At 37.5% G+C, this 25,651-nt stretch carries 20 protein-coding genes; 12 read left to right on the plus strand and 8 right to left on the minus strand.

Features of this window, described 5'->3' with window-relative positions:
* Positions 1-16 precede the first annotated feature (16 nt).
* A complete protein-coding gene (tsaB, locus tag HME9304_RS10540) occupies positions 17-694 on the plus strand; it encodes a tRNA (adenosine(37)-N6)-threonylcarbamoyltransferase complex dimerization subunit type 1 TsaB (RefSeq protein ID WP_112378560.1) in 678 nt (225 codons plus the stop codon).
* On the opposite strand, the gene HME9304_RS10545 is transcribed toward tsaB, so the two are convergent.
* From HME9304_RS10545 to HME9304_RS10560, 4 genes are all read right to left on the minus strand, one after another.
* Positions 691-1,518: a mechanosensitive ion channel family protein gene (locus HME9304_RS10545; protein WP_112378561.1), complete on the minus strand. Its 828-nt coding sequence runs from the start codon at positions 1,516-1,518 to the stop codon at positions 691-693. The genes tsaB and HME9304_RS10545 overlap by 4 nt on opposite strands.
* A 65-nt stretch (positions 1,519-1,583) precedes the next feature.
* A complete protein-coding gene (locus HME9304_RS10550) occupies positions 1,584-3,692 on the minus strand; it encodes a thioredoxin domain-containing protein (RefSeq protein ID WP_112378562.1) in 2,109 nt (702 codons plus the stop codon).
* A 63-nt stretch (positions 3,693-3,755) separates the two neighbouring features.
* Entirely contained in the window at positions 3,756-3,956 is a 201-nt protein-coding gene (locus HME9304_RS10555; protein WP_112379794.1) for a dodecin family protein, read from the minus strand.
* A gap of 70 nt (positions 3,957-4,026) precedes the next feature.
* Positions 4,027-4,923 (minus strand): NifU family protein, encoded by an 897-nt coding sequence (locus tag HME9304_RS10560; RefSeq protein WP_112378563.1) that lies wholly within the window; start codon positions 4,921-4,923, stop codon positions 4,027-4,029.
* 126 nt (positions 4,924-5,049) lie between these two features.
* Here HME9304_RS10560 and HME9304_RS10565 point away from each other — a divergent pair, with 126 nt between their 5' ends.
* The gene (locus tag HME9304_RS10565) at positions 5,050-6,045 is read left to right on the plus strand and encodes a PorP/SprF family type IX secretion system membrane protein (protein WP_112378564.1); all 996 of its coding nucleotides are present in this window, start codon (positions 5,050-5,052) and stop codon (positions 6,043-6,045) included.
* 135 nt (positions 6,046-6,180) lie between these two features.
* On the opposite strand, the gene HME9304_RS10570 is transcribed toward HME9304_RS10565, so the two are convergent.
* Complete coding sequence (locus HME9304_RS10570) at positions 6,181-7,368, minus strand: VWA domain-containing protein (RefSeq protein WP_112378565.1); 1,188 nt, start codon at positions 7,366-7,368, stop codon at positions 6,181-6,183.
* A 209-nt stretch (positions 7,369-7,577) separates the two neighbouring features.
* On the opposite strand from HME9304_RS10570, the gene HME9304_RS10575 reads away from it, so the two are divergent.
* The 7 genes from HME9304_RS10575 to HME9304_RS10605 all read left to right on the plus strand — a co-directional run bounded on the left by HME9304_RS10575 (position 7,578) and on the right by HME9304_RS10605 (position 17,901).
* The gene (locus tag HME9304_RS10575; RefSeq protein ID WP_112378566.1) at positions 7,578-9,785 is read left to right on the plus strand and encodes a tetratricopeptide repeat-containing sensor histidine kinase; all 2,208 of its coding nucleotides are present in this window, start codon (positions 7,578-7,580) and stop codon (positions 9,783-9,785) included.
* A complete protein-coding gene (locus HME9304_RS10580; RefSeq protein ID WP_112378567.1) occupies positions 9,785-10,516 on the plus strand; it encodes a LytR/AlgR family response regulator transcription factor in 732 nt (243 codons plus the stop codon). The genes HME9304_RS10575 and HME9304_RS10580 overlap by 1 nt, the downstream gene beginning before the upstream one ends.
* 40 nt (positions 10,517-10,556) lie before the next feature.
* On the plus strand, positions 10,557-11,069 hold the full coding sequence (locus HME9304_RS10585) for a gamma carbonic anhydrase family protein (protein ID WP_112378568.1): 513 nt from the start codon (positions 10,557-10,559) through the stop codon (positions 11,067-11,069).
* Positions 11,070-11,273: 204 nt separating this feature from the next.
* Positions 11,274-12,155: an ACP S-malonyltransferase gene (gene fabD, locus HME9304_RS10590; protein ID WP_112378569.1), complete on the plus strand. Its 882-nt coding sequence runs from the start codon at positions 11,274-11,276 to the stop codon at positions 12,153-12,155.
* Between the two features lie 158 nt (positions 12,156-12,313).
* On the plus strand, positions 12,314-14,959 hold the full coding sequence (locus HME9304_RS10595) for a T9SS type B sorting domain-containing protein (RefSeq protein WP_112378570.1): 2,646 nt from the start codon (positions 12,314-12,316) through the stop codon (positions 14,957-14,959).
* Between the two features lie 7 nt (positions 14,960-14,966).
* A complete protein-coding gene (locus HME9304_RS10600; RefSeq protein ID WP_112378571.1) occupies positions 14,967-15,953 on the plus strand; it encodes a PorP/SprF family type IX secretion system membrane protein in 987 nt (328 codons plus the stop codon).
* A 4-nt stretch (positions 15,954-15,957) separates the two neighbouring features.
* On the plus strand, positions 15,958-17,901 hold the full coding sequence (locus HME9304_RS10605) for an OmpA family protein (RefSeq protein ID WP_112378572.1): 1,944 nt from the start codon (positions 15,958-15,960) through the stop codon (positions 17,899-17,901).
* Here the strand turns inward: HME9304_RS10605 and HME9304_RS10610 are convergent, their stop codons facing one another.
* Positions 17,902-19,155: an NRAMP family divalent metal transporter gene (locus HME9304_RS10610; RefSeq protein WP_112378573.1), complete on the minus strand. Its 1,254-nt coding sequence runs from the start codon at positions 19,153-19,155 to the stop codon at positions 17,902-17,904.
* An 86-nt stretch (positions 19,156-19,241) separates the two neighbouring features.
* Between HME9304_RS10610 and HME9304_RS10615 the strand changes: the two genes are divergently transcribed.
* On the plus strand, positions 19,242-20,264 hold the full coding sequence (locus HME9304_RS10615) for an alpha/beta hydrolase (RefSeq protein WP_112378574.1): 1,023 nt from the start codon (positions 19,242-19,244) through the stop codon (positions 20,262-20,264).
* A 54-nt stretch (positions 20,265-20,318) separates the two neighbouring features.
* Here HME9304_RS10615 and HME9304_RS10620 read toward each other — a convergent pair whose 3' ends face one another.
* A complete protein-coding gene (locus tag HME9304_RS10620) occupies positions 20,319-20,972 on the minus strand; it encodes a hypothetical protein (RefSeq protein ID WP_112378575.1) in 654 nt (217 codons plus the stop codon).
* A gap of 243 nt (positions 20,973-21,215) precedes the next feature.
* Positions 21,216-22,184, minus strand: coding sequence for a hypothetical protein (locus HME9304_RS10625; protein ID WP_112378576.1), 969 nt, complete (start codon positions 22,182-22,184; stop codon positions 21,216-21,218).
* 1,125 nt (positions 22,185-23,309) lie between these two features.
* Between HME9304_RS10625 and HME9304_RS10630 the strand changes: the two genes are divergently transcribed.
* Complete coding sequence (locus HME9304_RS10630) at positions 23,310-23,984, plus strand: hypothetical protein (protein WP_123877448.1); 675 nt, start codon at positions 23,310-23,312, stop codon at positions 23,982-23,984.
* A 690-nt stretch (positions 23,985-24,674) separates the two neighbouring features.
* Positions 24,675-25,649 carry a TOMM precursor leader peptide-binding protein gene (locus HME9304_RS10635; RefSeq protein WP_112378578.1) on the plus strand — a complete coding sequence of 325 codons (975 nt, stop codon included), beginning with the start codon at positions 24,675-24,677 and terminating at the stop codon, positions 25,647-25,649.
* The last annotated feature ends 2 nt before the right edge of the window (positions 25,650-25,651 follow it).

A 25,651-nucleotide genomic window follows, 5' to 3' on the forward strand; every position in this document is an offset into this window, starting at 1 on the left:
TATCTTTGTGGCCGCTATGGCCCTAATACTTAATTTAGAAACAGCAACCACCAATTGCTCCGTTAGTCTATCCAATGGTGATGGGATTATTGTATTGAAGGAGAACAATGCCTCCAGTTATTCACATTCTGAACAGTTGCACGTATTTATAGAGGAAGTCATGAAAGAGGCTTCCTTTTCTTTTTCTGATATTGATGCGGTTGCAATAAGTAAAGGACCAGGTTCCTACACAGGCCTTCGTATTGGTGTTTCGGCAGCAAAAGGTCTTTGCTTTTCGTTGGATGTGCCCTTGATTTCTGTGCCTACCTTGCAAAGCATGGCATTTCAGCTAGATATAAATGATGATGAAGTAATCATCCCCGTACTGGATGCAAGACGTATGGAAGTTTATTCAGCCGTTTATAATTCCAATCATATCAAAATCAGGGAAACAAAAGCAGAAATTGTGAATGAAAATTCTTTCGCCGAATACGCCATCAAAACTAAGGCCCATATTGTAGGTAGCGGAGCAGAAAAATGTAAAGAATTTTTAAAACATCCCAACTTTAATTTTAATACTGTTATAGTACCATCATCAAAAGAAATGGCATTGATTTCATATAAAAAATTTCAAAAGGGACTCTTTGAGGATGTTGCTTATTTTGAACCTTATTATTTAAAGGATTTTATACTTCAGAATAAGAAAACAAACTAATTGTTTTTCATTTGATGCATGACGCGTTGCGGGAACGGAATCTCTATTCCAGCTTTGTCAAATCTTAATTTGGATTGTTCGTGTACATAGAATTTGGCAGGCCAAAACACTTCATTTTTTGCCCAATATCTCAACGAGAGATTCACAGAACTATCCCCCAGTGAACCCACATAAACTTCAGGTGCAGGATCTTGTAAAATGTTTTCGTTATCAGCACAAATTTGTAGTAGAATATCTTTTGCTTCCTTAATATTGGCACGGTAACCTATCCCAACGGTGTAGTTGTCCCTTCTTTTATCTTCTGCATTAAAGTTTATAATGTTCCCATTGGAAAGTTGCCCGTTAGGTATGATGGCCACTTGATTTTCGAAAGTGTTCAGTTTTGTATTGAAAATTGATATCTCCTTTACAGAACCACTTACACCTTGTGCGGAAATCCAGTCGCCTACCCTAAAAGGCTTAAAAAGCAGTATGAGTACACCACCGGCAAAATTTGCCAAAGAACCTTGGAGGGCTAGTCCAATAGCCAATCCAGCAGCACCCAGTATAGCTACAAGAGAAGAGGTTTTTACGCCCAATTGGGTCACTACCAACACAAATAGTATAATTTTTAGGGTGATGGATATAAAACTCTGTAAAAAAGTTTCAAGCGTCTGGTCGTAATCTTTCTTCTCAAAGAACTTACGCACCAATCTATTTAAGAATTTTACGACCCAAAGTCCTAAAATCAATAAAATAATTGCCATTACCAGATTGGGCAGGAGGTTCCATATCCAATTTATGGCTTCATCAATATGTTGTTGGTAGTCGGTAAGTTTGTCCATTTTTTAAATTATGATGCAAATTAAGGGTATGTAAATTTTCTATACAAGTCCGGCAATCCAATTTTTTACCTTCCCAATTGTTTTAATGCTTGTTCGGTTGATGTTACAGGTAATTTACAGGAACCCTCTATACATAAATACACAAGCGTTTGATTTTTATCATATCTATTTTGAAGTAAATCGATACTACCTTCTTCCTTGGCTCCGGCCAAAATACTATTTGGCAAATAGTTGCTGCTGATTTCTTTACCAAGTTCCTTATAATTATCCCCCACGATGGCTATCTCATAAAAGTTCTGATTCTTATATAGCACTAGATGTAGCCAATTGGCAAAACCCTGTGCACTTTTATCAAAATTCTCCTGAACGTTTTTCAACATTTGGTTCGATAAATTTTCATAGCCCTCGTTGGGGAAAAGTTTATGAAATTTCAATAGGTTTTTAGCCATTATTGAATTGGAGGCAGAAATAACATTGTCGTTGGTTTCAATGCTTCTTCGAATAAGTGAATCATCTTTATCCGAAGTGAAAAAAAATATTCCTGATTTTTTATCGAAAAAATGTGATTTAGTGTAATCTAGAAGCTTTTTGGAAAGATTCAGCCATTTCTCATCAAAAGTGACTTCATAGAGTGCCAAGTAAGCTTCAATTATAGTGGCATAATCTTCCAAGAAGGCATTGATGCTACTTTTACCGTCTTTATGATTTCGAAAAAGTGAGTGGTCGTTTTTGATTATTTCTTTTTCAATGAACATTGCATTTTTTAAAGCAAGATCAAGATATTCCTTATTGTTTAAATAACGATATGCATCAACCAGTCCTTTGAGCATAAGACCGTTCCATGATGTAAGAATCTTATCGTCCAATCTGGGTCTGGAGCGCTTTTCCCTTCTCTTTTTAAGAATTGAAAGTGCATTGTTCATTTTTAGCTTTAATTCCAGTGTGGCAATACCATACTTTTCAGCGATTTCCTCATCGGATTTATCACGTATCAGAACATAATTCTCTTTCTCCCAAAACCCATAAGAGTTGATGCTGTAGTAATCCTTGAAAATCTTGAAATCCGAACCTAATAATGCTGAAAGCTCTTCTTTCGTCCAGACATAGTAGGCACCTTCTTCAAGTTCCCCATTTTCATTTAAGCTATCAGCATCAAGCGAAGAATAAAAACCTCCATTTTCATCCATCAATTCCTCTTTGACGAAACCAATTGTTTCTTCTACAACCTTCTTGTACAGTTCATTTTTGGTGACTGCGTAGGCTTCAGCGTATAGGCTTGTAAGTTGACCATTATCGTACAGCATCTTTTCAAAATGCGGGACATGCCATTTTGTATCCACAGCGTATCTGGAAAATCCACCACCTACATGATCAAAAATTCCTCCGTAAGCCATACGGGTCAATGTTGTATTGACATATTCCATGATTTCAGGTCTGGAATTGACCGTGGCATAATGTAACAAAAAACCCCAGTTATTGGGCATCATAAATTTAGGTGCACGTTTATAACCGCCTAAGAACGTATCAAAATATTGAGACCAATTTTCTACTGCCGTATCCAATTGGTCAAGCGTGTAATTACTGGAATCACTTTTATTTTCAACCAAATTTATAGCATTGATGCCATTGGCAAGATCACTTGCATATTGAACGACTTTTGATTTGTCGTTTTTATATAAATCTTTAAGCTGTTTTAAGGATTTTATCCAATTATCCTTTGGAACATAGGTGGCCCCCCAAAATGGTCTCCCATCCGGTAGGGCTACAATATTCAAAGGCCAACCTCCATTACCGGATATTATCTGAATGGCGTCCATGTAAATTTGATCTACATCCGGTCGTTCCTCTCTGTCAATTTTAATATTGATGAAATTTTCGTTCATCATCTGTGCCACTTCCTCATCTTCAAAACATTCTTCCTCCATAACATGGCACCAGTGGCAGGCTGCATACCCTATACTTATAAGTAGGGGTTTATCCTCTTTCTTGGCACGTGCCAGGACATCTGGATTCCATGCTTCCCAATTTACGGGATTGTGGGCATGTTGCAAAAGGTAAGGACTTGTCTCATTTACTAGTGCGTTGGTATGTCTATGGGTCACTTTATTTGATTTTTGGGTACAGCCATAAGTTATAGTAAGCAAAACTAATATGATGGTTAATCTCTTAATCATATAGTAATTTAAGCATAAAAAAAGCGCCCAATAGGGCGCGATTCTTATTTTTCCATCCCCTTGTTACTTAACCTCAAAGGTAATTTTCACATTTACTCTGTACTGCTCAATTTTATCATCTTTTACAGAAGCGCTTTGTTCGTTAATGTATACCGATTTGATGTTCTTTACAGATTTGGATGCATGCTCTATTGCATTTTTTGCTGCTTGTTCCCAACTCTTGTCCGAGTTTGCCAATACTTCAATAACTTTTAAAACTGCCATGGATATGTTTTTTATAATGTATTCCAAGTTAGGGAAAATTGATCAGAACAAAAACCGCTTTGCTCTAAAACTAACCGTTGAGCGCTACCACTTCGTTTACTTTGTCGCCCATCATATTCTTCAACATGGTTTCGATGCCATTTTTTAAAGTAAATGTTGAGGAAGGACAGCCACTGCAAGCCCCTTGCAAAATCACGTTAACGGTTCTGCTTTTTTCCTCATAAGATTGAAAAAGAATGTTACCACCATCACTAGCTACGGCTGGTTTAACATATTCCTCAAGAATATCTATTATTTGTTGGGAGGTATCGTCATACTCAATTGGGGAGAGACTCTTTTCTGCTATCTTTTTGGATTCCTGAATGGCTTCTTTGGAAACAACTTCTTTTCCGTCCATCAAGAAGTTCCTGATAAATTCCCGCAGTTCCATCGTAATTTCGTTCCAATCCGCAACTTCATATTTAGAGACTGAAACATAATTTTCATCAAAAAACACCTCTTTTACAAACGGAAAATGAAAGAGTTCCTTTGCCAGTTGTGAATCTTTGGCATCATCAATATTTTTGAATTCGTATGAAGTAGGTACGATTTTTTTGTTGGATACAAATTTCATGACCGCTGGGTTTGGGGTTACCTCGGCATAGACGGTAATTGCTTCTTTTTTCTGGTTCTCTTCTTCAATTACTATAGGTTCTCCAGCATTTAGATAATCGACCAATTGTTGTGCTATTTCATCTTTTACATCATCCCACTCGACAATGTCAAAACGTTCAAGAGCTATAAAATTACCTGAGATATAAACGGTCTTTATAAATGGCAGATAAAATAACTGCTGTGCCAATGGGGAATTCTTGGCATCATCTATATTTTTGAACTCATGGTTGCTCTTGGTGAGAAAATGATTTGTCTCGAATTTTAGAATTTTGGGATTGTTAGTGGCAACAACGGTGATGTTATAATCGTTCATAACTAAATTTTGATGCAAAAATACAAAGTAAATAGGAGAGGCGGAATATATAATAATGTAGCGCTTCAACCGTTATTTAAATGTTTGGTTACCTAAATAAACCCCAACTTTAGCACTAATCACTTAATGAGACGCTATTTAACCCCACTGATTCTTACTCTTTTTTTTGGGCTCGCTATCAAAGCACAAGAAGGAATCCCAGTTTATTTTGATTATTTGGCAGATAACTATTATTTAGTCTATCCATCAATGGCCGGTATCAGTGAGGGAGGAAAAATTCGTTTAACGGCAAGAAAGCAGTGGTTCAATGTTGATGAAGCACCAAGTTTACAGACATTGAACGCCAATTTTAGGGTAGGGCAGCGTAGTGGTATTGGCGGTATTTTATTCAATGACTCCAACGGGTACCATTCCCAAACAGGTTTTAAGGCAACGTATGCACATCATTTGCAGTTGGCGGGTGATTTTAGAACCTTAAACCAACTATCCTTTGGTCTCAGTACAGGAATAATACTGAGCAGTTTGGATGAAACCGAATTTGTATCCGTAATACCTGACCCCGCGGTCTCAGGTGTAAAAAATACAGTAAGTTATTTCAATGTTGATTTAGGGGTTTCTTACAATATTTTTGAATTCTACGCGCATGCCGCAATCTTGAATATTTTGGGTAGTGGCCGTGACTTATATACGTTAGCAGAATTTGATAATTTAAGAAGATATTTGTTTTCCGTTGGATATGTTTTTGGAAATAACACTAGAATAGAACCCTCTGTTTTATTGCAAATGACAGATTTTACCAAAGAAACTACCTTGGACATTAACGCAAAAGTGTATAGGGATGTAAGTTTCGGTACAGTTTGGGCAGGTTTATCCTATCGTAGAAGTTTTGATGGTGCGCAATTCCAAACCGATGGAGGTTTTGGGGAGCAACGGTTACAATTGTTCACTCCCATAGTTGGTGTCAACATCAATAATTTTATGTTCTCTTATAATTATTCATATCAATCCGGAGATATTCGTTTCGACAATGGCGGCTTTCATCAGATTACATTGGGCTATGACTTTGGGCAAAGTGACCAAGGGAAGCGTTACGATTGCTACTGTCCTGCAGCAAATAACTAAATGGGCCATCATTTCTGATAGCCCACTTCAACTTAATAGTATTTTAATCGAAATTCTTAAGGTATAAGACTTAACTATTTTCCTCTCCTGGGGTGAGGTAAGAACTGCCCTCTTGGGCAGTTCTGGGTGAGGGTTTTAATCCCACCTATAATTTTTCTTTGCGGCCTGTGTTTTAATAGCTGATAAAAGAGCGTTCTCCAATTCGCCAGCTTCCTCTTTTTGATTTTTTGCAATATAAGCTTCACGTTTTTTGTTCAATTCTTGAATTTGCTTTTGAATTTTTTCACGCTCTGATTTTTTACTTTCCAGATATACCGTTATTTCTTTTTCGGATTTTCCTTTTAATTCTTGTGGCAAATCTTTTTCTTTCAATTCAGATACTTCAAAATCTTCATCCTCAATGGCATCTACCAAATCCCAAGAAGAATTATTATAGAGTCTGGAACTTTTGCTTACGGCACGCTTTACCACTACGGCCTCTTCCATTTCGGCCGCATTGGAATCCTGCATAGATTGCTGTGCTTTCTTTTTACTGCCCAAAGCACCATAAGAAATATAGGTGTTGTTCAATTGTGAGTTTAATTTTATGATAATATCATCGTAAGGCGTGTCAATATGTACCACCTGCTTATTATGGTCAATAGCCATGTATTCGCCTCCGGTAAGTGTAGCGCCATTTTTCCATTTTGTGGAAATGCCTTGTTCATAGTTGCCACAGAAAATGGTATTGACAATGACATCTTTTTCCTTTGCTTGTAATGTAGCGTCCTTATAATCCAATTTGCCTTGTGTAAATGGTTCATTGCCGGCAATAAATATCATTTTAAGATCATCGGCATTTTTGCCCCAGTCCAATTGCTTTAAGGAAGTATGGATTACTTTTCCGCAGAATTCCTCACCTCCATTGGTTGTAAGTGAAAATAATTTTTCGGAGATTTCATCCAAATCGCTGCTAAAGCCAATGACCTGCCTAATATAACCTTCGTTGGAGGCAAGATTATCGTTGCCGTATTCGTACAATGCTATTTTTAAAGAGGGTCGGGTCTCATTTCCGCATTTAGCATACGTGAACTCATTAACAATATCCCAAAGCTGGGCCTTAGCTTGGTTGATAAGGCCATCCATGCTGTTACTGGTATCCAATAACAATGCAACTTTTACAAACTGCTTGGCAGGCTTTTCGGATACAGTGGTGGTTAACATTGCCGTATCTTGTTTTTCTGCTTTGCCAAAATTTTCTTTCGGTTTCAAATTACAGCCATATGCCGTTCCCACTGCAATGGTAAAAAGCGTTATTCCCATTAGGTGCTTAAAATGTTTCATGATTTAGAGTTTTAAATTATGGTCTAAAAGTATCTTCAACTTTTTTCAATAAAAACTGGGAATGAGTGAATGCGAACTTAGAATGAGTGAATGGTAGGGGTCGTTTTGTAAAGCAGGGGAATTGATAGGTTTTTGGTCGTTTTTCCGGATAAGGGGATTTTTTAATACGCTTTAGATGAATTAAGTTTACCTAACGTATTGAAAAGTAAATGATAAAAATAAAGCACATACTTTTTTTCTTCCTGATTGTATTTTATTCGGGCTTTTCACAGGTAAACAATGAGAGTCCATCAGTGCAAATAAAAGGTTCCGTAAAAGGAAAAGAAAATTTTGCACCTATTTCCGGTGTACAGGTTTCCACCAATACTGGAGGCTATACAACGACCAATGCGTTCGGTGAATTCAGGATTCGGGCCACTGTGGGCGACATACTGATTTTTGAAAGCCCTGAATTTGAAACCGTTCAGCATCGCATTAGCTCAGATGAAGATGTTGACGTATTGGTAGAAGGATTCGTCATTTCAAAAAAAGAGAAAACTATAGGTAGAATGAGTTCAAGAAGCACGTTCAACCATCAACGTTCACTTGATTCTGCAAATTTTTACAAGGATAAGAATCTAGAAAAAAGTATAGATTTTATAGCGCAATCCATAGCACAGCTGGAAAGGTTGGGAAACAAAGAAGAACTGTCGAAGTCTTTTACTACGTTGGGCGAGATATACCTATACCACAAACAATATGATCTTGCCATCACAAATTTTAAAGACGCCCTCACATCAAAAAAGACAACAAAAACTACATTGCTGTTGGGCAAGGCCTATATTTTGAACGGCGAATTTCAAAAGGCCGAATCGACACTTTCGCCTTTATTGGATTTAAAGAATATGATTCCCTATCAACGGGTCAGGCTCTACGAGGGATTGGGAGATGCGAACAAGGGCCTATCAAAGTTAAAGAAAGCAGTGAATTTTTATCAAGAAGGTCTTCAAATTGCTGAAAAGAATCAGATTTCTCCAAAAATAATCGATTTGAATTCAAAAATTGCAGATGCCTATGCAAGCGATAACCGCTTCATAGAAGCAGAAGGATTCTATAATAATTCACTAAACTTATCAAAGAAAGTAGCTCCTGAAAGATTGATAGAGGAAAACGAGAAAGTCGCTGATTTTTATAATGAGGAGAACAGGTTTGACGATGAAATACAACTGCGGAAGAAAAGTCTGAACGAGCTAAAACAATTGTCAAGGCAAACCGTTGCAAAAGAAAACAAAGGACTTGAAAATGCTGACTCTATAACCTCGCAACAAATTAACTACAAAATAGCGAACGCATACATTGCACAAGATAAACTGGATGAGGCCATACCGTATTTGGAGCGTAGTATTGTGGAAGCGGACAGTGAGGATGATTTGGTCGTGCAGAAGGATGCCACTAGAAAGTTGTCCGAGGTATACCGTTACAAGGGTGATTTCTCAAAAGCTTTGGAATCCTATCAAGATTATGTTGCCGTAGTGGATAGCCTGTATATAAGAAAAGAGCAAGAGATTTCAAGGGCAGCTAGGTTTAATCGTGAGATAGCTACAAAACAAAATCGCATTTCCAGTCTTGAACAGGAGCGTGAACTTTCCCAGAGCAAGTATAGCCTTGCCGTAACGGAACAGCAACTTTTTCAAGAGACGAGCAAAAGACAGAAATGGCTCATTTATTCGTTGATTTTTGGAATATTTTTGATGGCACTCACAACGTTTCTATTTTATAGAAGCAATAAGCAACAAAAGTTGGCCAATAACCTATTGGCGTTAAAATCACTGCGCACCCAAATGAATCCGCATTTTATTTTTAATGCCCTAAATTCGGTCAACAATTATATTGCCAAAAGTGATGAACGGAGCGCAAATAGATTCCTAAGTGACTTTTCGGTTTTAATGCGCAGTGTTTTGGAGAATTCGGAAGAGGATTTTATTCCGCTCTCCAAAGAATTGGAACTATTGGAGCTCTACGTAAAACTAGAGCATTCCCGTTTTTCGGATAAGTTTGATTTTGAAATAAGCATCGATAAAAAAATCGATATAGATGCTTTTGAGATTCCACCTATGTTGCTTCAGCCTTATATAGAGAATGCGATCTGGCACGGTCTGCGCTATAAAGAGCAAAAAGGATTTTTAAAAATTGGAGTTGACCAAATTACCAACGAGATTTTAGAAATTAAGATAACCGATAATGGTATTGGAAGAAAAAAATCCGCAGCTTTAAAAACCGCAAATCAAAAGAAGCAAAAATCAAAGGGGATGGGGAATATCAAAAAACGAATTCAGATATTGAACAACATGTACAAAAATAAGGTTGATGTCTCTATTTCTGATTTACTGGAAGATGAAACAGGGACAAAAGTGTCGCTAAAGCTTAAAAAAGATTAATGATATTAAAGACAATAATAGTAGAGGACGAGGCAAATAGCAGGGAGATACTTCGTAACTATATTGCCAAATATAGTGATGGAGTCCAACTGATGGGAGAGGCGCCAAACATTACCGAAGGATTGGACCTCATTCAAAAGCATAAACCTGATTTAGTGTTTTTGGATGTTGAAATGCCCTTTGGAAACGCGTTTGATTTATTGGATAAAGTGCCCGATAGAACTTTTGAAACCGTTTTTGTGACAGCATATAATCAATATGCCATGGACGCTTTGAATAACCATGCTGCCTACTATCTTATGAAACCCATAAATATTGATGAATTGATTAAAGCCGTCAATTATGTCAAAGAAATAAAAGAGAAGGAAAATGCATTGGAAGGACAGGTATTAAAAGCCAGATCTATTAAAACAGAAGGAAAAATAACATTGCCACAGCAAGATGGATTTCAAGTTTTGGATGTTGGTGATATTTATTTTTGCAAAGCAGATGACAATTACACCGAAATTTATTTAGAGGACAAAAGAATAGTGGTAAGCAAAACACTCAAATATTTTGAAGATGCACTCACCGAGTATGCTTTTGCCCGAATCCATAAATCCTATTTGGTAAATGTGGGCGAAGTGGTAAAATATAAAAGAGGAAAAGGAGGTAGCGTAGTACTTTCAAACGGGAAAGAGCTCTCTGTTTCTGCATCAAAAAAAGCAAGATTACTATCTTACTTTCAATAAGAACAACAGTGACTATAAACATAAAGGAATACCATAAACTATGTTAATCAAGAGCGTTAGGGGAAAATCCCCAGAAATTGGAGAGGATTGTTTTATTGCAGAAAACGCAACCATTGTTGGTGAAGTTTCAATGGGTGAACAATGCAGCGTATGGTTCAATGCCGTGATTCGGGGAGATGTACATTTTATCAAAATGGGCAATAAGGTGAACGTTCAAGATGGAGCTGTTATACATTGTACCTATCAAAAATCCCCCACTACCATTGGCAATAATGTTTCCATAGGCCATAATGCTTTGGTGCACGGGTGTACGGTGAAAGATAATGTGTTGATAGGAATGGGAAGTATCATTATGGACAATTGCGTTGTGGAGAGTAACTCCATCATCGCGGCAGGTGCCGTGCTAACCCAAGGAACCCATGTTGAAGCAGGGAGTATTTATGCGGGAGTCCCTGCCAAGAAAATAAAGGACATAAGCCCAGAACTCAGTTCGGGTGAAATTGACCGTATAGCAAATAACTATGTAACGTATTCGGGTTGGTTCAAGGAGTGATGGTTTTTTGTCTGAGTTCTTGATTTCCAGTGTACAAAGTTCAGAGTTCTGAGTTCTGAGTTCAGAAGTTTAGAGTTTTAGATATAAGGTTTTAATCTATCGAGTCAAAAAAATCAAGCTATCGAACAATCCAAAAATCCAGAATATCCAAGAATCCGAATATTCAAAATATCCCTATTTTAGCAATGCTTAAATACTCAACTAATGAATGCATACATTTTTCCTGGACAGGGTGCCCAATTTGTGGGAATGGGATTAGATCTTTATGAAAATCACCAACAAGCACAAGAGCTTTTTGAACAAGCCAATGAAATTTTGGATTTCTCGATTACGGACGTCATGTTTGAAGGTACCCCCGAGGATTTAAAACAGACCAAAGTTACCCAACCCGCAATTTTTCTACATTCAGTTATTTTGAGCAAGGTTTTGGGAGATGACTTTAAACCGGATATGGTTGCGGGCCATTCTTTGGGTGAGTTTTCAGCTTTAGTGGCCAATGGCACCCTTAATTTTGAGGATGGCTTAAAATTGGTCTCTAAACGTGCTTTGGCTATGCAAAAAGCTTGCGAGATGCAATCAAGTACTATGGCCGCTGTTTTAGGTCTGGATGATGAAGTGGTAGAAACAATATGCAACGAAACCCCGGGAATAGTCGTTCCGGCCAATTATAATTGTCCAGGTCAGTTGGTGATTTCGGGAGAAATAGAAGCAGTAAACACTGCATGTGAAAAACTGAAGGAAGCCGGTGCAAGAAGAGCTTTGTTGCTACCTGTTGGGGGAGCCTTTCATTCTCCTTTGATGGAACCTGCGAGAGAAGAATTGGCATCTGCCATAGAAGCCACAAAATTTAATGTGCCTACCTGTCCAATTTATCAAAACGTACCAACAACAGCAGTAACCGATGCAGATGGAATAAAGGCCAACCTGATATCACAATTGACCGCACCGGTAAAATGGACGCAAAGTATATTGCAAATGGTTCAAGATGGCGGAACATCTTTCATTGAGGTTGGTCCGGGAAAGGTTTTGCAGGGTTTGGTAAGGAAAATAGATTCGGGAGTGGAAACTTCATCCGCGGCGGTATAATAACCCTTTGTCCGCCCTAATGGTATTTCAACCAATAAACATAGATTTAATCTGTAAAGTTGCGGTGTTGCTTCTATTTTTTAGTAATATTGGCACCTCCCAAACAGCCTACCTAAAATTAAAATGAAGGAACTAAACTGAAAACCATTTAATAGGTAATGTTACCGTTGTTAAAAAAAACCTCACCTTTATTTTTCTCTAACTATCGTAAAGAGAAAATACTTTTTATAGCTTTTGTACTCTTTGGACTCAATCTCGGATTTGGGCAATTTGCGGTAACCATTGAAAATGCCAATGGTCCTGAAGATGCCGGGGCAATAGCCCTGTCGGCTACTCTGGATAATGATGTCGAAGGTGGCTTCACCGTACAGATTTCAACAACCGACGGCTCCGCTACTTTGAATGACAATGATTACGTGGGTATTGCAGGTAGAACACTTACGTTTGATGGGACAGCGGGTGAAACCGTCAATTTTACGGTTACACCGATTGCAGATGCCACCGAAGAGCCGGACGAGACATTGGTCATTTCCATGGAAAACCTTGGGAATACGACACTAACAGTGGATATTTCCGATACGGCAACCATTACCATAACTAATGATGATGCATGTACCGCAGGCAATGTTGCTCCAGTTTTGGACGGATCTGTGGATACGATTTTTTGTGACATATTTGCACAGGACTTAGATGAATATACCAATAGTCTTGCTCCTGCAGGTTCAGATTTGCGATGGAGCACCAATCCGGACATCACCGAAACGGATGATTATTTGGAAACCAGCTTTACCTCAATTGCGGGTACTTACTACGGATTTTTCTACGATCAATTGAATGATTGTACAAGTCCATCTTTTAATGTAACGCTAACGTCGAATACAACTCCTTCTTCTGGAGTGGCGAACAATGTAGCAGCTTGTACGTTTGCAGGAGGGGCCAGCACTATAGATTTGGATGACCAATTGGCAGGTGCCGATACCGGATTTTGGACATCACTTGATTTACCTCAAAATGTTATTGGTCCAGATAATGAGGTTAGTTTTTTATTTCGACCATTAGGGGAGTATAGATTTAGATTTACTACTAATGGGGCTGTAGCGCCCTGTAACAACCAAGCAACCGAATTAGTTATTACAGTAATTGATTGTTTTGAACTTTGTAACGCGGGAACTACCGCTCCTGTTTTGGATACTTCCGAACCGACAGTGTTCTGTGATGAAATAAATGCAAATCTGGATGATTATGTTATTAGCAATCCACCACCAAATAGTCAGCTTAGATGGAGTACTGACCCTAATGTTTTACCACCTAATTTGAATTCTGGTGTAATAGTGACTAATGCAGCATCCTATTTTGGATATTATTATGATGAAGATAATAATTGTCGGAGTCCCCTCATCACAATATCACTACAATTATTTACTTCTCCAGAAGTTATAAACACAACAGGGGAAACAAGATGCGGTCCTGGAACCTTGATTTTAGAAGCTTCAGCAAGCGATAGTGGTTTTTTAAATTGGTACGCAAGCCCTACGGGAGGTAGTGTTATAGGTGTTGGTTCATCTTTTGAAACGCCTTTCATATCCGAAACTACATCTTTTTTTGTTGAAGCAACAGCAAATGGATGTTCATCCGAAAGAACCGAAGTAGTAGCGACCGTGAACCCGTTGCCCTTTGTTGGGACCCCAACCAATACTATAGCCTGTAACGTTTTGGGTAACGAAGACCCTACGGTTATTGATTTGGATGACACGCTAACAGGCGAGGATTCCGGGTCATGGAGCATTGTTACGGATTTATCCGGTGGTACACTGGTCATTGGTTCTGGGAATACTGTTGACTTTGAAAATTTACCGACAGGAAATTATGTTTTTGAATATACAACGGATGGGGCCATAGCCCCCTGTACCGATAGTACGGTTCAAGTAATCATATTTGTGAGCAATTGCCTTTTTGATACTGATAACGACGGTCTATCGGACAGTGAGGAAAACGATTTGGGAACGGACCCCAACAATCCTGATACGGATGGTGACGGATTGACGGATGGGGAAGAGGTTTTGGTTGTGGACGACCTCAGTACGCCCCTGATTCCTGAAAATATGACTGACCCATTGGATAGTTGCGACCCTTTCCTAACCCCTGCATGCAACCCGGACCCTATTGATTTGGCATTGGCCAAAACAGTAAATGAAGAAACGGTTTTACTGAACAGGGAAGTCTCTTTTACCATAACATTGGAGAACAATACGATGGATAGAGTAATCGATATTGTCGTAAACGATTTGCTTGGTGCAGGATTCGATTACATAGCACATACAGCATCAAAAGGGTTATATGATCCAATAACAGGGGATTGGTCTATTGATAATATCATACCAGAAGAGATATTGACATTAGAGATTACTGTCACGGTGCTTGAAATAGGCACATTGACCAATACGGCAACTATAATTTCAACCTTTCCAATAGATACTGTAGAAAATAATAACGTAGCTAGTGCTTCTGTTGAGGTAATTCCGAGTCCTTGTCAAACGCCAGGTACGCTATGTAACATATTCTCGCCCAATGGAGATGGGTTTAATGATACCTTGAAGTTAGTAGACCCCAATAACGAATTCGAAGATGCAAGACTCGAGGTTTTTGATCGCTACGGTAATAGCGTTTTTAAAATGGATAGCTACGATAGCTCATGGGACGGAACTGGAGATAATGGAGAGCTACCGAAGGGAACTTATTTTTACTTACTTGATTTAAAGGACGGTTCGGAAGTAACAAAAGGTTGGATTCAAATTATAAGATAAATTGAGTATGCCAAATAGGATTGGTTTAAAAAAATATAAACAATTTGTACTGCTGTTCTTTGGTATAACTGCTATTTGCAGTGCCCAAAAAGAACCACAGTATACCCAATACATGTATAATATAGGTAGCTTCAACCCTGCTTATGTAGGTACTGTTGAAAGTCTGGAGATAGCTGGACTGTACCGGGCCCAATGGGTGGATATTCCAGGTGCGCCAAGAACCATGCGGTTTGGAACTAACATTCCCTTTGCCAATGAAAAAATGGGCTTGGGCTTTAATGTGGTAAATGACCAATTGGGTCCTTCAAACCAAACCTTTATAGATGTTTCCTATTCGTATCAGATCAATTTATCGGAAATAACCAAACTTTCCTTTGGGATGGCGGCAGGTGGATCGCTCCTAAATTTGGATTACTCCGAAGGAACGGTGAATAATCCTTTGGACCCGACATTGGGCAATGAAAACGTAAGTAATTTTTATCCAACAGTAGGTGCGGGGCTTTTTCTCTATGAAGAAGATTGGTATGCAGGACTTTCCATACCCAACTTTTTGACAAACGGCTTGTACAACGATGAGGTTGCAACCATAGTTGAGGATAATTTGCAATTTAATTTAATAGGCGGTTACGTTTTTCAACTATCTGACAGAACTAAGTTCAAACCTGCCTTTTTGATCAACTATCTTGAAGGCTCACCATTGAACATCGATATATCGGCTAATTTCCAATTTTTGGATGCCCTTACAATTGGAGCGGCCTATCGTTTTAACGATACAGTTAGCGGATTGGCGGGCATTCAAATCTCGAACGGATTGTTTTTGGGCTATTCCTATGATTACAATACAAACTTACTCGGAGAATTCAGTGGTGCATCGCATGAGGCTATATTGAAGTTTTATATAGGTAGGGGAGGTTTTGGCAGTGGGAACAAAACAAATAAGGATAAAAAACTAAAGGGGAAACCAAAACAAATAGATTCCCCTAGATTTTTCTAAAATAATGCACGTGAAAAAAATTTTCTCAACACAACTGATTTTCTTTTTTGGTGCGATGGTGTGTCTTGCCCAAGGAAAGAAATCCAAAGGAGATGCTTACTTTTTTCAGTATGAATACAAAGCGGCCATAGAGGCCTATGAGCAAGATATGGGCAAGGGCACTTTGACGGAGCAGCAATTTTTGAATTTGGCCGATTCTTATTTTAAGAACAATGATTTTGAAAAAGCTTCTGAGGTCTATCTCAAATTATACGAGAAAGACTCGTTATTGGGAAATCATCATTTGAACAAAATGATGCAAAGCCTGCTAAAAGTATCCGGTGAAGGGAAAAATGATACACTGCTCACAGCTATGTCCTCAAAATTCAGAAAAGAGTTTTTGGAAAACTTTGATTTTAATACCCAAATATTGAGCAAGAAAGAAGAAGATGAAGCTTTGGACTTTCAAATATTCAATTTAAAGAGCAATAGTCCACAATCAGATTTTGCACCATCGTTCTATGAAGACCAGTTGCTGTTTTCAAGTGGGAGATCATTGGATAAAAGAAATATCTACTCCCCGGCAGGCGAAAGCTACTTGAATATTTTTAAGGCCAAATCCAGAAAGGACGGTCAAATTTCGGCAGATGTACAACCTTTTACTGAAATCAACGATTCTGATTACCATAAGGCGACCCCATACTATGCTAAGGGATTAAAGGGAATATTCTATGTTCTGTCCAATACGGAAAATGGAAATTTGGCTTTTGATGATAACGGCAAAAATGCTTTGGCCATAGGAATGCAATTGCCAGATGGTACTTTTCGATTGTTGCTCAAGGATTTAAGTACTTCATTTTATTACCCCTTTTATGATGAAAAAAGTGAGCGGCTCTATTTTTCTGCAAATTTTAAGGACAGCTATGGAGGTACGGATATCTATTATGTTTACACCAATAGAGGACAGATCATGTCGGCTCCGATTAATTTGGGGCCCAGAATAAATTCTCCGGGCAATGAAATAGCTCCCTTTATATTTGAGAATAGTTTTTATTTTTCTTCTGATGTTTTCTATGGGCTCGGCGGAATGGATGTTTACAAATCCAACCTGGAAGATGATACATTTAGTATTCCCGTAAATTTGGGAGAAGGCATCAACTCATCTTATGATGATTTTGGTTTTATAATGCGCAACGAAGGAGATGGACTTTTAGGATATTTTTCTTCAAACCGGGCCGGTGGTAAAGGAAAGGATGATCTGTACGGGTTTAAGGTCGACGAAAAACCAGGTCTAAAAACATTGGCGTTACGAGGAAAAATAACAACATTGAAAGGTGATACAGGTGTGGAGAAAGCAGTGGTGAGGCTCTTGAATGAAAACGGAGGCCTGTTGGCAGAAACGTACACTGATGATGAAGGCAATTACAGGATTGAAATTCCTTGGGAGAAAGAGGTGGTTTTGGAATCTTCCAAAGAGCGATATTCATTTTTTAGAAAGAAATTTTCCGAAGAAGAATTGAACGCTCTGGAAAATACCAAATATAATTTTACAGTTTCCAACTATGATGTTTTGGTAGAAGAAAAGGAAGACCAGACCGTTATAAAATTAAAGAAATTCTTTTTTGGTAGAAATTCATATAAACTTACACCGGAAATCGAGACCGAGCTGGACAAAGTGGCGGCATTTATAGAAAGTTTTCCTGCCGCACAGTTGAGAATAGAAACGTATACGGACAGCAGGGGAGGGAGCAGTACCAATTTTAGGCTGACCCAAAACAGATCTGATACCATGAAGAAGTATTTGCTAAAAAAAGGAGTCCCTGAATCCAATATTTTGTTCTCCGTAGGTTACGGGGAAAATAAAATATTGAACAATTGTACCAATGGCGTGTATTGTTTGGAAATGTTACACCAACAAAATCAACGGTCTTTATTTGTGATACTCAATCACAACCTTCTTTTTGATTGATCAGCTGATGACCATCCAAAAATAATAAAATGCAAAAAGCGACAAAAAGATTATCCCTAAATACGTCAATATCCGTAAACTTGATTTTGGTCTGTATGCTTTGGGCATATCTTTTCCAGTAACGGTTTTTAAGTTCATCCACCCTATAAGGGGTGCCATGACAAAGGATACAAAGGTCGCTAAGGCAACAAGGTTCTCCATGTTTCCACCAAATAGCTTGATTACAATCCAATTGATTAGAGCCATTGATAGTACGGCAATCGTAAAAATGCTGTTTTTTTGCAGGTAGGCTTTATTTGGAAAAAGCTTTTGAAGCACATCGATACTTACCCGAGAAACCGCATCATGAGCAGTCATACAGGTACTGAACATGGTCGCAAAAGCAGCTACCGCAATTAAAATATAGGCCCAATTTCCAATGTGTGTGGTAAAAAGATTTACTACTTGATCAGCAAAGACCACTGCACTACCACTTAGTTCCGTTCCCGTTCCATAAAGGGTTATCCAACCGATTATCAAAAAGAAAATAGCAAGCAATGCAGTTAGAAAATAACCTACGTTAAATTCTTGAAGTGCAAGTTTTAACGATGGTTTTTCTTTCATGGTTTTTAAATTCTCCATGCTCCAAAGGCTCACCCATCCAGAAGCCTCTACGGCGGTGGGCATCCAGCCCATCAACCCTATCAAAAAAAGAATACCGACTTCGTTCAGGATTGCTGGTCTTTGATATGTTTCCGCACCAGGCACTTGTCCTTTTTGTAGCACCAAAATTGTAGTAATGATCAAAGCAACGAACAAAATCGAAATAATGGCTTTTAAGGAGTTTTCAAGAAATTGATATTTCCCTATAATCAATAGTAAACTGATAAAAACAAATAGGCATAGGGCAACTGTACTTGCCTCAATATTTTCAATACTGAACAAATTCATGAAGAGCCCCGCTGTAACTATATACAGTGCTGCTAAGATGGTAAAAGTGGATACGATGGTCACAAAAGCATAGACCCAAAGATATTTTTTGCCCAAGTTCAGATATCCTTGTACCAGACTTTTTTCGGTAACGGCCGTGTAGCGGATGCCAAATTCAAAGAATGGGTATTTTAAAATATTTGCTAAAATTATGGGAATGACCATGATCCAACCATATTGTGCACCAGCTTTTGTAGAGAGCACCAAATGGGAGGTTCCTATGGCCATGCTAGCAAATAATAGTCCTGGACCTAAGTTTTTAAGTAATATTTTCAGTTTTGACATCAGCGGTTAAAGTATAGCTGTCTAAAATAGTATATTTATGGAGTTCTGTAAAAGACCAATATACATAAAGAATTAAGCATCTTTAGATGAAGCTATTTTTCAAGATTATTAAGGGGTTACTATTTATTTTGGTTGTTCTTGGACTGATTTACTTTTTTGGGCCTAAAGTGCAAACCCCAAGTTTGGATACATCTTTACCAAAAGTAAGTTCTGATTTAGGAGAATTGGAAAAATGGATAGTAAATAGGGAAGCTGACATTCCCAATATTAAAACGGAAAATGAGGCCCAGATAATCTGGTTTGATAGTATTCCAACAAAAACCGAATACAGCATTGTATATCTGCATGGATGGTCTGCCAGTAGAATGGAAGGAAACCCATTGCACAGGGAAACCGCCAAACGTTACGGATGCAATCTCTACCTACCGAGATTGGCAGGACATGGACTTGATGAGAAGGAGGCGATGCTCGATTTGACGGCAGACGAATTGTTGAACTCTGCAAAAGAGGCCATTGCCGTTGCGAAAGAAATGGGAAACAAGGTCATTATCATGGCAACCTCAACAGGAGGTACTCTGGCGTTGCACCTTGCAGGAGGGGATGCTGATATTGCAGCAATTCTTTTGTATTCCCCCAATATTGAAATCTATGATAAAAATGCAAAGCTATTAACAGGTCCATGGGGTCTACAGATCGCTAAATTGGTAAAGAAGGGCGATTATCACATTTCAGAATCTACGGAAGAGGAAAAAAAATACTGGACCGGCAAATATAGAGTGGAAGCCCTGACCCATTTACAGGCTCTAGTGGATAATACTATGACACCCGAAACCTTTAAAAAAGTGGAACAAGCTGTTTTCTTGGGGTATTTTTATAAAAATGATTCCATTCAGGATAATGTGGTCTCTGTACCTGCTATGTTGAAAATGTACGAACAGCTTGGAACCAATAAAAAGCTCAAACGTAAAGTTGCGTTCCCAGAGGTAGGCGAACACGTTATGACCTCTTATATCACCTCAAAAAATTTAGATGCCGTTACAAAAGAGACAAATCTTTTTTTTGAGGAGATTTTAAACATAAAACCAGCTGAGAGCCTAGGAGGAAAATGAAAGACATTATATTGTCCTGATTCAATACATATTTTGAAATTTTTTTTGATAAAATCAATCGATTGAATCAACTAGAACGACGTTCGCCAATCCTGAAATCTTAAGAAGATTCCCAGAATCATTATCAGCTGCATCCACAGAAAAAGAATATGAGAAAGTAAAGCTGCCGTTATCGATGGTATAATTGACATCGAAGAGTTCAAAATCAATTGCTTGAACATTATTGTCATATGAATCGGACAGCACAAAAAATTTCTTGTCCTCACCTATGATGGCATAATCGACAATATTGAAATCAGCATCATTTACTACTTGGTTATCTTCCCCTGGATTGGTAATGATGATATTGAAATTTAAAAATGCTGACTCCATATCGTTATTGGGGACGGTTAGATACCGTTTGAGGCTAATTACGTATTGTACGAACTCTTCACTTTGAGATATCGTAAAGATTCTACTTTGGGATGATAGAGCACTTCCGGATGAAGCTGTAAATTTAAATAAGGTAGAATCTTTAAATGCGACATTGTCCGGACGTGTACCTTCCAACACCATGGTCATATATCCAAATTTGGTGAGTTCTTCAAAACCTTCGCCATTTGTTCCATCCAGACCATTTGTTCCATTAGTTCCGTCTTCACCGGAACATGATATCGTACAGATTGTCAAAATACTTATTACCAATCTAAAGGTTATGTTCAATTTCATAAATTTTGAATAGTGGGGTTCTATTAAAAGCTAAAGTAATCCATGTATTTATTTTAATGGCGAATGAATTGAGGAGTATGCTATTTGGATTGATAAATGGCTTGTTACAATTCACACAGTGTAAAAAAACCTCCTATATATGGCCTATTTTGCGGCTGCAATAAAACTGGTAGTGCGTACAAAAAAGAGCCAAGGTTTTAATCTTGGCCCCAAAAATGAAACTACTACTAAAAATAAGCTAATTTATATTTCTTCTAGAACGAATACATCAACACTACCTGATACATTCAATTCGTTTTCTGAATCATTATTATCGTCTACAGTATAGGAGTAATTAAATATGAGATGGTTTGTATCTGTATCAAAGGAAAAATCCGATAGTTCAAAATCGGTAATAAGAATTTCTCCATCATCTATTGCATTAGCTAGGTCATCAGGGTCTTCATAGAATCCTTCTGTATAAAAAGTATCATCAAGTACAAAATATTTATTATCATTGCCTATAACAGCATATTTATCAATATCATATCTGATAGTTACGAGTTCCGAAGGCTCTCCTGGGTTAGTTATATTCAATTCAATGTCAATATTTGTATTTTGATAACTCACATCGGGTGTACTTAAAAAACGGCGTAGTTCAAATTTATATTCAATATCATCTCCAGAAGGTGTAATAACTACGCTATTGTAACCGTCAATATCTGTACCGTCTACTCCAATGTATCTAAATATTTGATTATCTGTAAAAGCTACATCATCAGGTCGAGTACCTTCCAGGCTTAATGATATCGACCCAAATTTTAGCAGATCTTCAAGACCAACTCCGTTGGTGCCGTCTGTTCCATCTGTTCCATCTGCACCATTGGCTCCCTGACAGTCAAGGGCATCGTGCTCCCCATCTTGGTTGATATCCTCATTATCATCTTTTTCACCATTGCCGTTCGTATCCCAGCAATTGGCACCGTCCGCACCGGATTGCCCCCCATTACCCACACAATCGAGCGCGTTGTATTCTCCATCTTGGTTGGTATCTTCGGTATCATCGTTGACCCCATCGCTGTTCGTGTCCCAACAGTTGATACCAGCCGTTCCAGTTTCACCAATATTGCCAGGATCTCCTTTAACGCCATCTAGTCCGTCTTCTGTGGTACAGGAAGTTAAACATAGCACAATGGTAATTATAGTTGCAATAACAATTCGATTCAATTTCATAATTCTTAAAGTTTGTTAGCGAAAAAAAAAGTAATGGATATATGGCATGTAATTGAAGTAAAATTGATGGATACCCTGTTTGGATTGATGAATGAAGATTTATGAGGCCGGTAAAACTAAAACAAGGGATTTTAAACTTAGGAAAAATGAAAAGCCAAAAGAATCAATAGTTTACACAGGCCAATGTAATTGACACGAGCGCTTTCTTTTTCTGCAGTAAATAAAATATTGTCTTATTTCGCCATACTTCATAAAAAAAGCCCTTACATAATAAGGACTTTCTTTGTTTTACTCAAGGCGGATCTTGACCTGTCTGCAGATAAGAGTGCCAGTATGGCCAGATGGTCACAGAATATTGTTTTACTTTGATTGATATAGTACTAAATCATTGTATTATAAGAACGTTTCGAATTATAAAATACTGGTCAAACCACTATTTGTTGTGCTTGGATTTGTAATGTTCAACGGATATAGATATTCTATTAATAAGTTTGTTTTCGGGACCCCAGTTAGAATTGGGGTTGGGTAAATTAATGGATTCATAAGGTTTCGATAGAGGCGGTAATTCAGATTTTGGAAAACCGTTTGATCAAATTACTTTCAATGGACAAGCAGAACCTGTTCGTAACTTTAACAAAATTGATTTTTTAAACTTGGGCTATTAACTCTATATAAACCCAAATCCCTAGTGCATTTTGCTATTTTAGCTTTCAGCCCCAAAATTTGGAGGTATACATGCTAAAACAGCACATTTTTGCCGTCACCTTGAATTTGTTTCAGGGTCCCATCTTCGGGATCGGTTGCAAAATTAGGAAATGGGATGTTGAAACGAGTTCAATGTGACGCTAAATCAAGATTTCCGCTTTTCAAAATGCACAATGGGTCATATTAATATGTTACAAATCGATAAGAAAAGACTAAACGTCTATAAAATCCCTACCTATAGATATTTTCTATCAATATTTTAAAGGTTTTACCTACATTTAAGATAAGCAAGGGTACGGCTAGATATACAGTATCCTCTCGTTATTTTTCTTTTATCCAGTCTTACATGGGATTATTTATGCCAAAAAAGCTTGTAAGCAATAGTTGGCCAATCATCAAATTGAAGAAATAAAACTAGATATGAGAATACTGATGGTTGAAAAAATACCTTTCGTCTACGAAGCTATAAAGAAACAGTTTGAAGAATTCGAGTCTACAAGTAATAGAATAAAATTTGAATTACAATACGATAGCGATTTTAAAAATGCTTTCCACAACATTAAAAAAGACTATCATTATCATTTCTTTTTCATAAATCTTTTCAGTTACAATGATCAGTCCCGTGATGTGCGGGAAATTAAAGCAAATGCATATGGGGAGAAGCTAGCCCATTGGATCAGGAATAAACTTCCCAATTCTAAATTGGGTATAATGACAGAGATTACGTCTAAACCTAAATTATTTGAGTTACAAACAAAACTTCACCCAGAAGTATTTATTATTAAACAGGATACTTGGCTGGTAGACCTCAAGAAGATGATTTTAGATATTGCAAACGGTAAAAAACATTATAGTCCATTATTGCAAGAAATATTTGTTTCCAGGTATAGTAACAAATTCAGATTGGATGAACTTGATTTATTGATTCTACATTATTTATCCAATGGATATCCGACAAACCAACTACCTGACCATATACCGTTATCTCTTTCTGGGATAGAAAAAAGGAAAAGAAAACTGTCCAAATCCTTTTTTTTAGGAAACTCTAAATCCCTGAATATTGTTAGAGCAGCGCAAAGACTGGGCATTATTTAACTATTGATTTTAAAATCCATTTTTTTGATACGTTCTATATAAAAAATATATGAAGAATAATATTATTAAAATTACGGTTTTACCTTACTTTTTGTGAGGTAAATTAATTCATTTTTCAATATTTTAATTTAATCTTTGGAAGATTGTAATATCAGTTCAGCACTGTTAAGGCGGAAACCGAAAAGCTTTCTAGAGTAGGTACCACGTTAAAATATAAGGTCATGAATATTCAACGTTTATTCACTGCGCTTGGTTTTGGAACTAAATTCATGGTTGCAGCTGGCTGTAATTGTAATTGTTGTTGCAACAGCGAACCCATGAGGGAGTTCGCAGAAAAAGGTATCACTGGATAATGGACCGTACAGCCCTAAATTGAGACAAATGAAAGTAAAGCGTTCTGTAAATTATTTTAAAATCGAATTGTAGTAGGTTTTCTTGTCATTCTAAATAAAATAGGCGGAAACCGAAAAGCCAAAATAGAGTAGGTAAAATTTTTTAATATTTTATATTATGGAAATTCAACGTTTATCTTCTGCGCTTGGTGCAAGTACCAAGTTCATGGTTGCAGCTGGCTGTAACTGTAATTGTTGCTGTAACGATGTTATTATCGAAGAAGCCCAGTAAATTGTATTAACACCTGTATTTTAATGATATTAAGATACAGGTGTTATTAATTTTAAATAAAAATCAATGCTTCATAATTATGATATTTTCGAAGATGTTGAAAACAACGTCTATCAAGTAAGAACAAAAGGCGATGTATTTCTGGTTCGATTTGATTCTGATCAAAAAAAGAATATTTTTTTTGAAATCGTTACGCTCTGCAAGAACAAGGAGATTCCTTATTTGGACTTGATGAAAAAACTTAAAAAGAAGTTTGATGAACCTATAGTTCTTGGTGTTGTTCAAGAATTAAAAGAGTGCGGTATTTTTAATGAATACTATGTAAATCCGATTGAGAAGAAGAATGGGATCTCGCTTAATTTACAAGGTGGGCAAACCAATTTTTCAAGAATTCAAACAACTAAGCGATTGGAAATTTTGGGCAGTGGAGAATTATTCGACACCTTTAAAACTTTGACCAACAACAAAGATTACGGCGAAGTCTATTTTTCAACATTGAATGGAAAGAATGATTTCAAAATTATTGATACCGCTTTAAAACGGGCGGATCTAATTATCCTGGAAAATAATAGGTGGAACCCTGCATTGCTCGAATATATAAACGGTGAAGCTCTGCAAATGAACAAAGCGTGGATGCTTGTTCGGGGAATGTGGTCAGGTAAAGGCAGTATAGGACCATTGTTCTTTGGTAAGGAAACAGGATGCTATGAGTGTCTTTCCGCAAGAATTAAAAGTAATATAGAGCATTTGAGTCACTTTATGGCTTATGAGAGCCATTTGTTGACTAACGCAAAGTCAGCCAAGCCGGACTGGATACCCACTGGATTTCAGGATATCATCGCTACGATGGCGCTATATGACAGCCTGAAATTTTTGAGTGAATGGGATGTACCCGAAACATATGGAAACATAGTAAACATTTCACCCGCATTAACAATTGAAAAACATAAATTATTGAAAAACCCTCTTTGTAAAACGTGTAAACCACAATTAGAATATAATTTATCCCCATGGGTCGATTACATATCACTTAACCAATAAAA

Origin of the sequence: Flagellimonas maritima, from assembly GCF_003269425.1 — a bacterium.
In the GTDB taxonomy this organism is placed as follows: Bacteria; Bacteroidota; Bacteroidia; order Flavobacteriales; family Flavobacteriaceae; genus Flagellimonas; species Flagellimonas maritima.

Bases quoted from the DNA above. Each gene is read 5' to 3' on its own strand.
- tsaB (WP_112378560.1), top strand. From the start codon at position 17: ATGGCCCTAATACTTAATTTAGAAACAGCAACCACCAATTGCTCCGTT.
- HME9304_RS10545 (WP_112378561.1), bottom strand. From the start codon at position 1,518: ATGGACAAACTTACCGACTACCAACAACATATTGATGAAGCCATAAAT.
- HME9304_RS10550 (WP_112378562.1), bottom strand. From the start codon at position 3,692: ATGATTAAGAGATTAACCATCATATTAGTTTTGCTTACTATAACTTAT.
- HME9304_RS10555 (WP_112379794.1), bottom strand. From the start codon at position 3,956: ATGGCAGTTTTAAAAGTTATTGAAGTATTGGCAAACTCGGACAAGAGT.
- HME9304_RS10560 (WP_112378563.1), bottom strand. From the start codon at position 4,923: ATGAACGATTATAACATCACCGTTGTTGCCACTAACAATCCCAAAATT.
- HME9304_RS10565 (WP_112378564.1), top strand. From the start codon at position 5,050: ATGAGACGCTATTTAACCCCACTGATTCTTACTCTTTTTTTTGGGCTC.
- HME9304_RS10570 (WP_112378565.1), bottom strand. From the start codon at position 7,368: ATGAAACATTTTAAGCACCTAATGGGAATAACGCTTTTTACCATTGCA.
- HME9304_RS10575 (WP_112378566.1), top strand. From the start codon at position 7,578: ATGATAAAAATAAAGCACATACTTTTTTTCTTCCTGATTGTATTTTAT.
- HME9304_RS10580 (WP_112378567.1), top strand. From the start codon at position 9,785: ATGATATTAAAGACAATAATAGTAGAGGACGAGGCAAATAGCAGGGAG.
- HME9304_RS10585 (WP_112378568.1), top strand. From the start codon at position 10,557: ATGTTAATCAAGAGCGTTAGGGGAAAATCCCCAGAAATTGGAGAGGAT.
- fabD (WP_112378569.1), top strand. From the start codon at position 11,274: ATGAATGCATACATTTTTCCTGGACAGGGTGCCCAATTTGTGGGAATG.
- HME9304_RS10595 (WP_112378570.1), top strand. From the start codon at position 12,314: ATGTTACCGTTGTTAAAAAAAACCTCACCTTTATTTTTCTCTAACTAT.
- HME9304_RS10600 (WP_112378571.1), top strand. From the start codon at position 14,967: ATGCCAAATAGGATTGGTTTAAAAAAATATAAACAATTTGTACTGCTG.
- HME9304_RS10605 (WP_112378572.1), top strand. From the start codon at position 15,958: ATGCACGTGAAAAAAATTTTCTCAACACAACTGATTTTCTTTTTTGGT.
- HME9304_RS10610 (WP_112378573.1), bottom strand. From the start codon at position 19,155: ATGTCAAAACTGAAAATATTACTTAAAAACTTAGGTCCAGGACTATTA.
- HME9304_RS10615 (WP_112378574.1), top strand. From the start codon at position 19,242: ATGAAGCTATTTTTCAAGATTATTAAGGGGTTACTATTTATTTTGGTT.
- HME9304_RS10620 (WP_112378575.1), bottom strand. From the start codon at position 20,972: ATGAAATTGAACATAACCTTTAGATTGGTAATAAGTATTTTGACAATC.
- HME9304_RS10625 (WP_112378576.1), bottom strand. From the start codon at position 22,184: ATGAAATTGAATCGAATTGTTATTGCAACTATAATTACCATTGTGCTA.
- HME9304_RS10630 (WP_123877448.1), top strand. From the start codon at position 23,310: ATGAGAATACTGATGGTTGAAAAAATACCTTTCGTCTACGAAGCTATA.
- HME9304_RS10635 (WP_112378578.1), top strand. From the start codon at position 24,675: ATGCTTCATAATTATGATATTTTCGAAGATGTTGAAAACAACGTCTAT.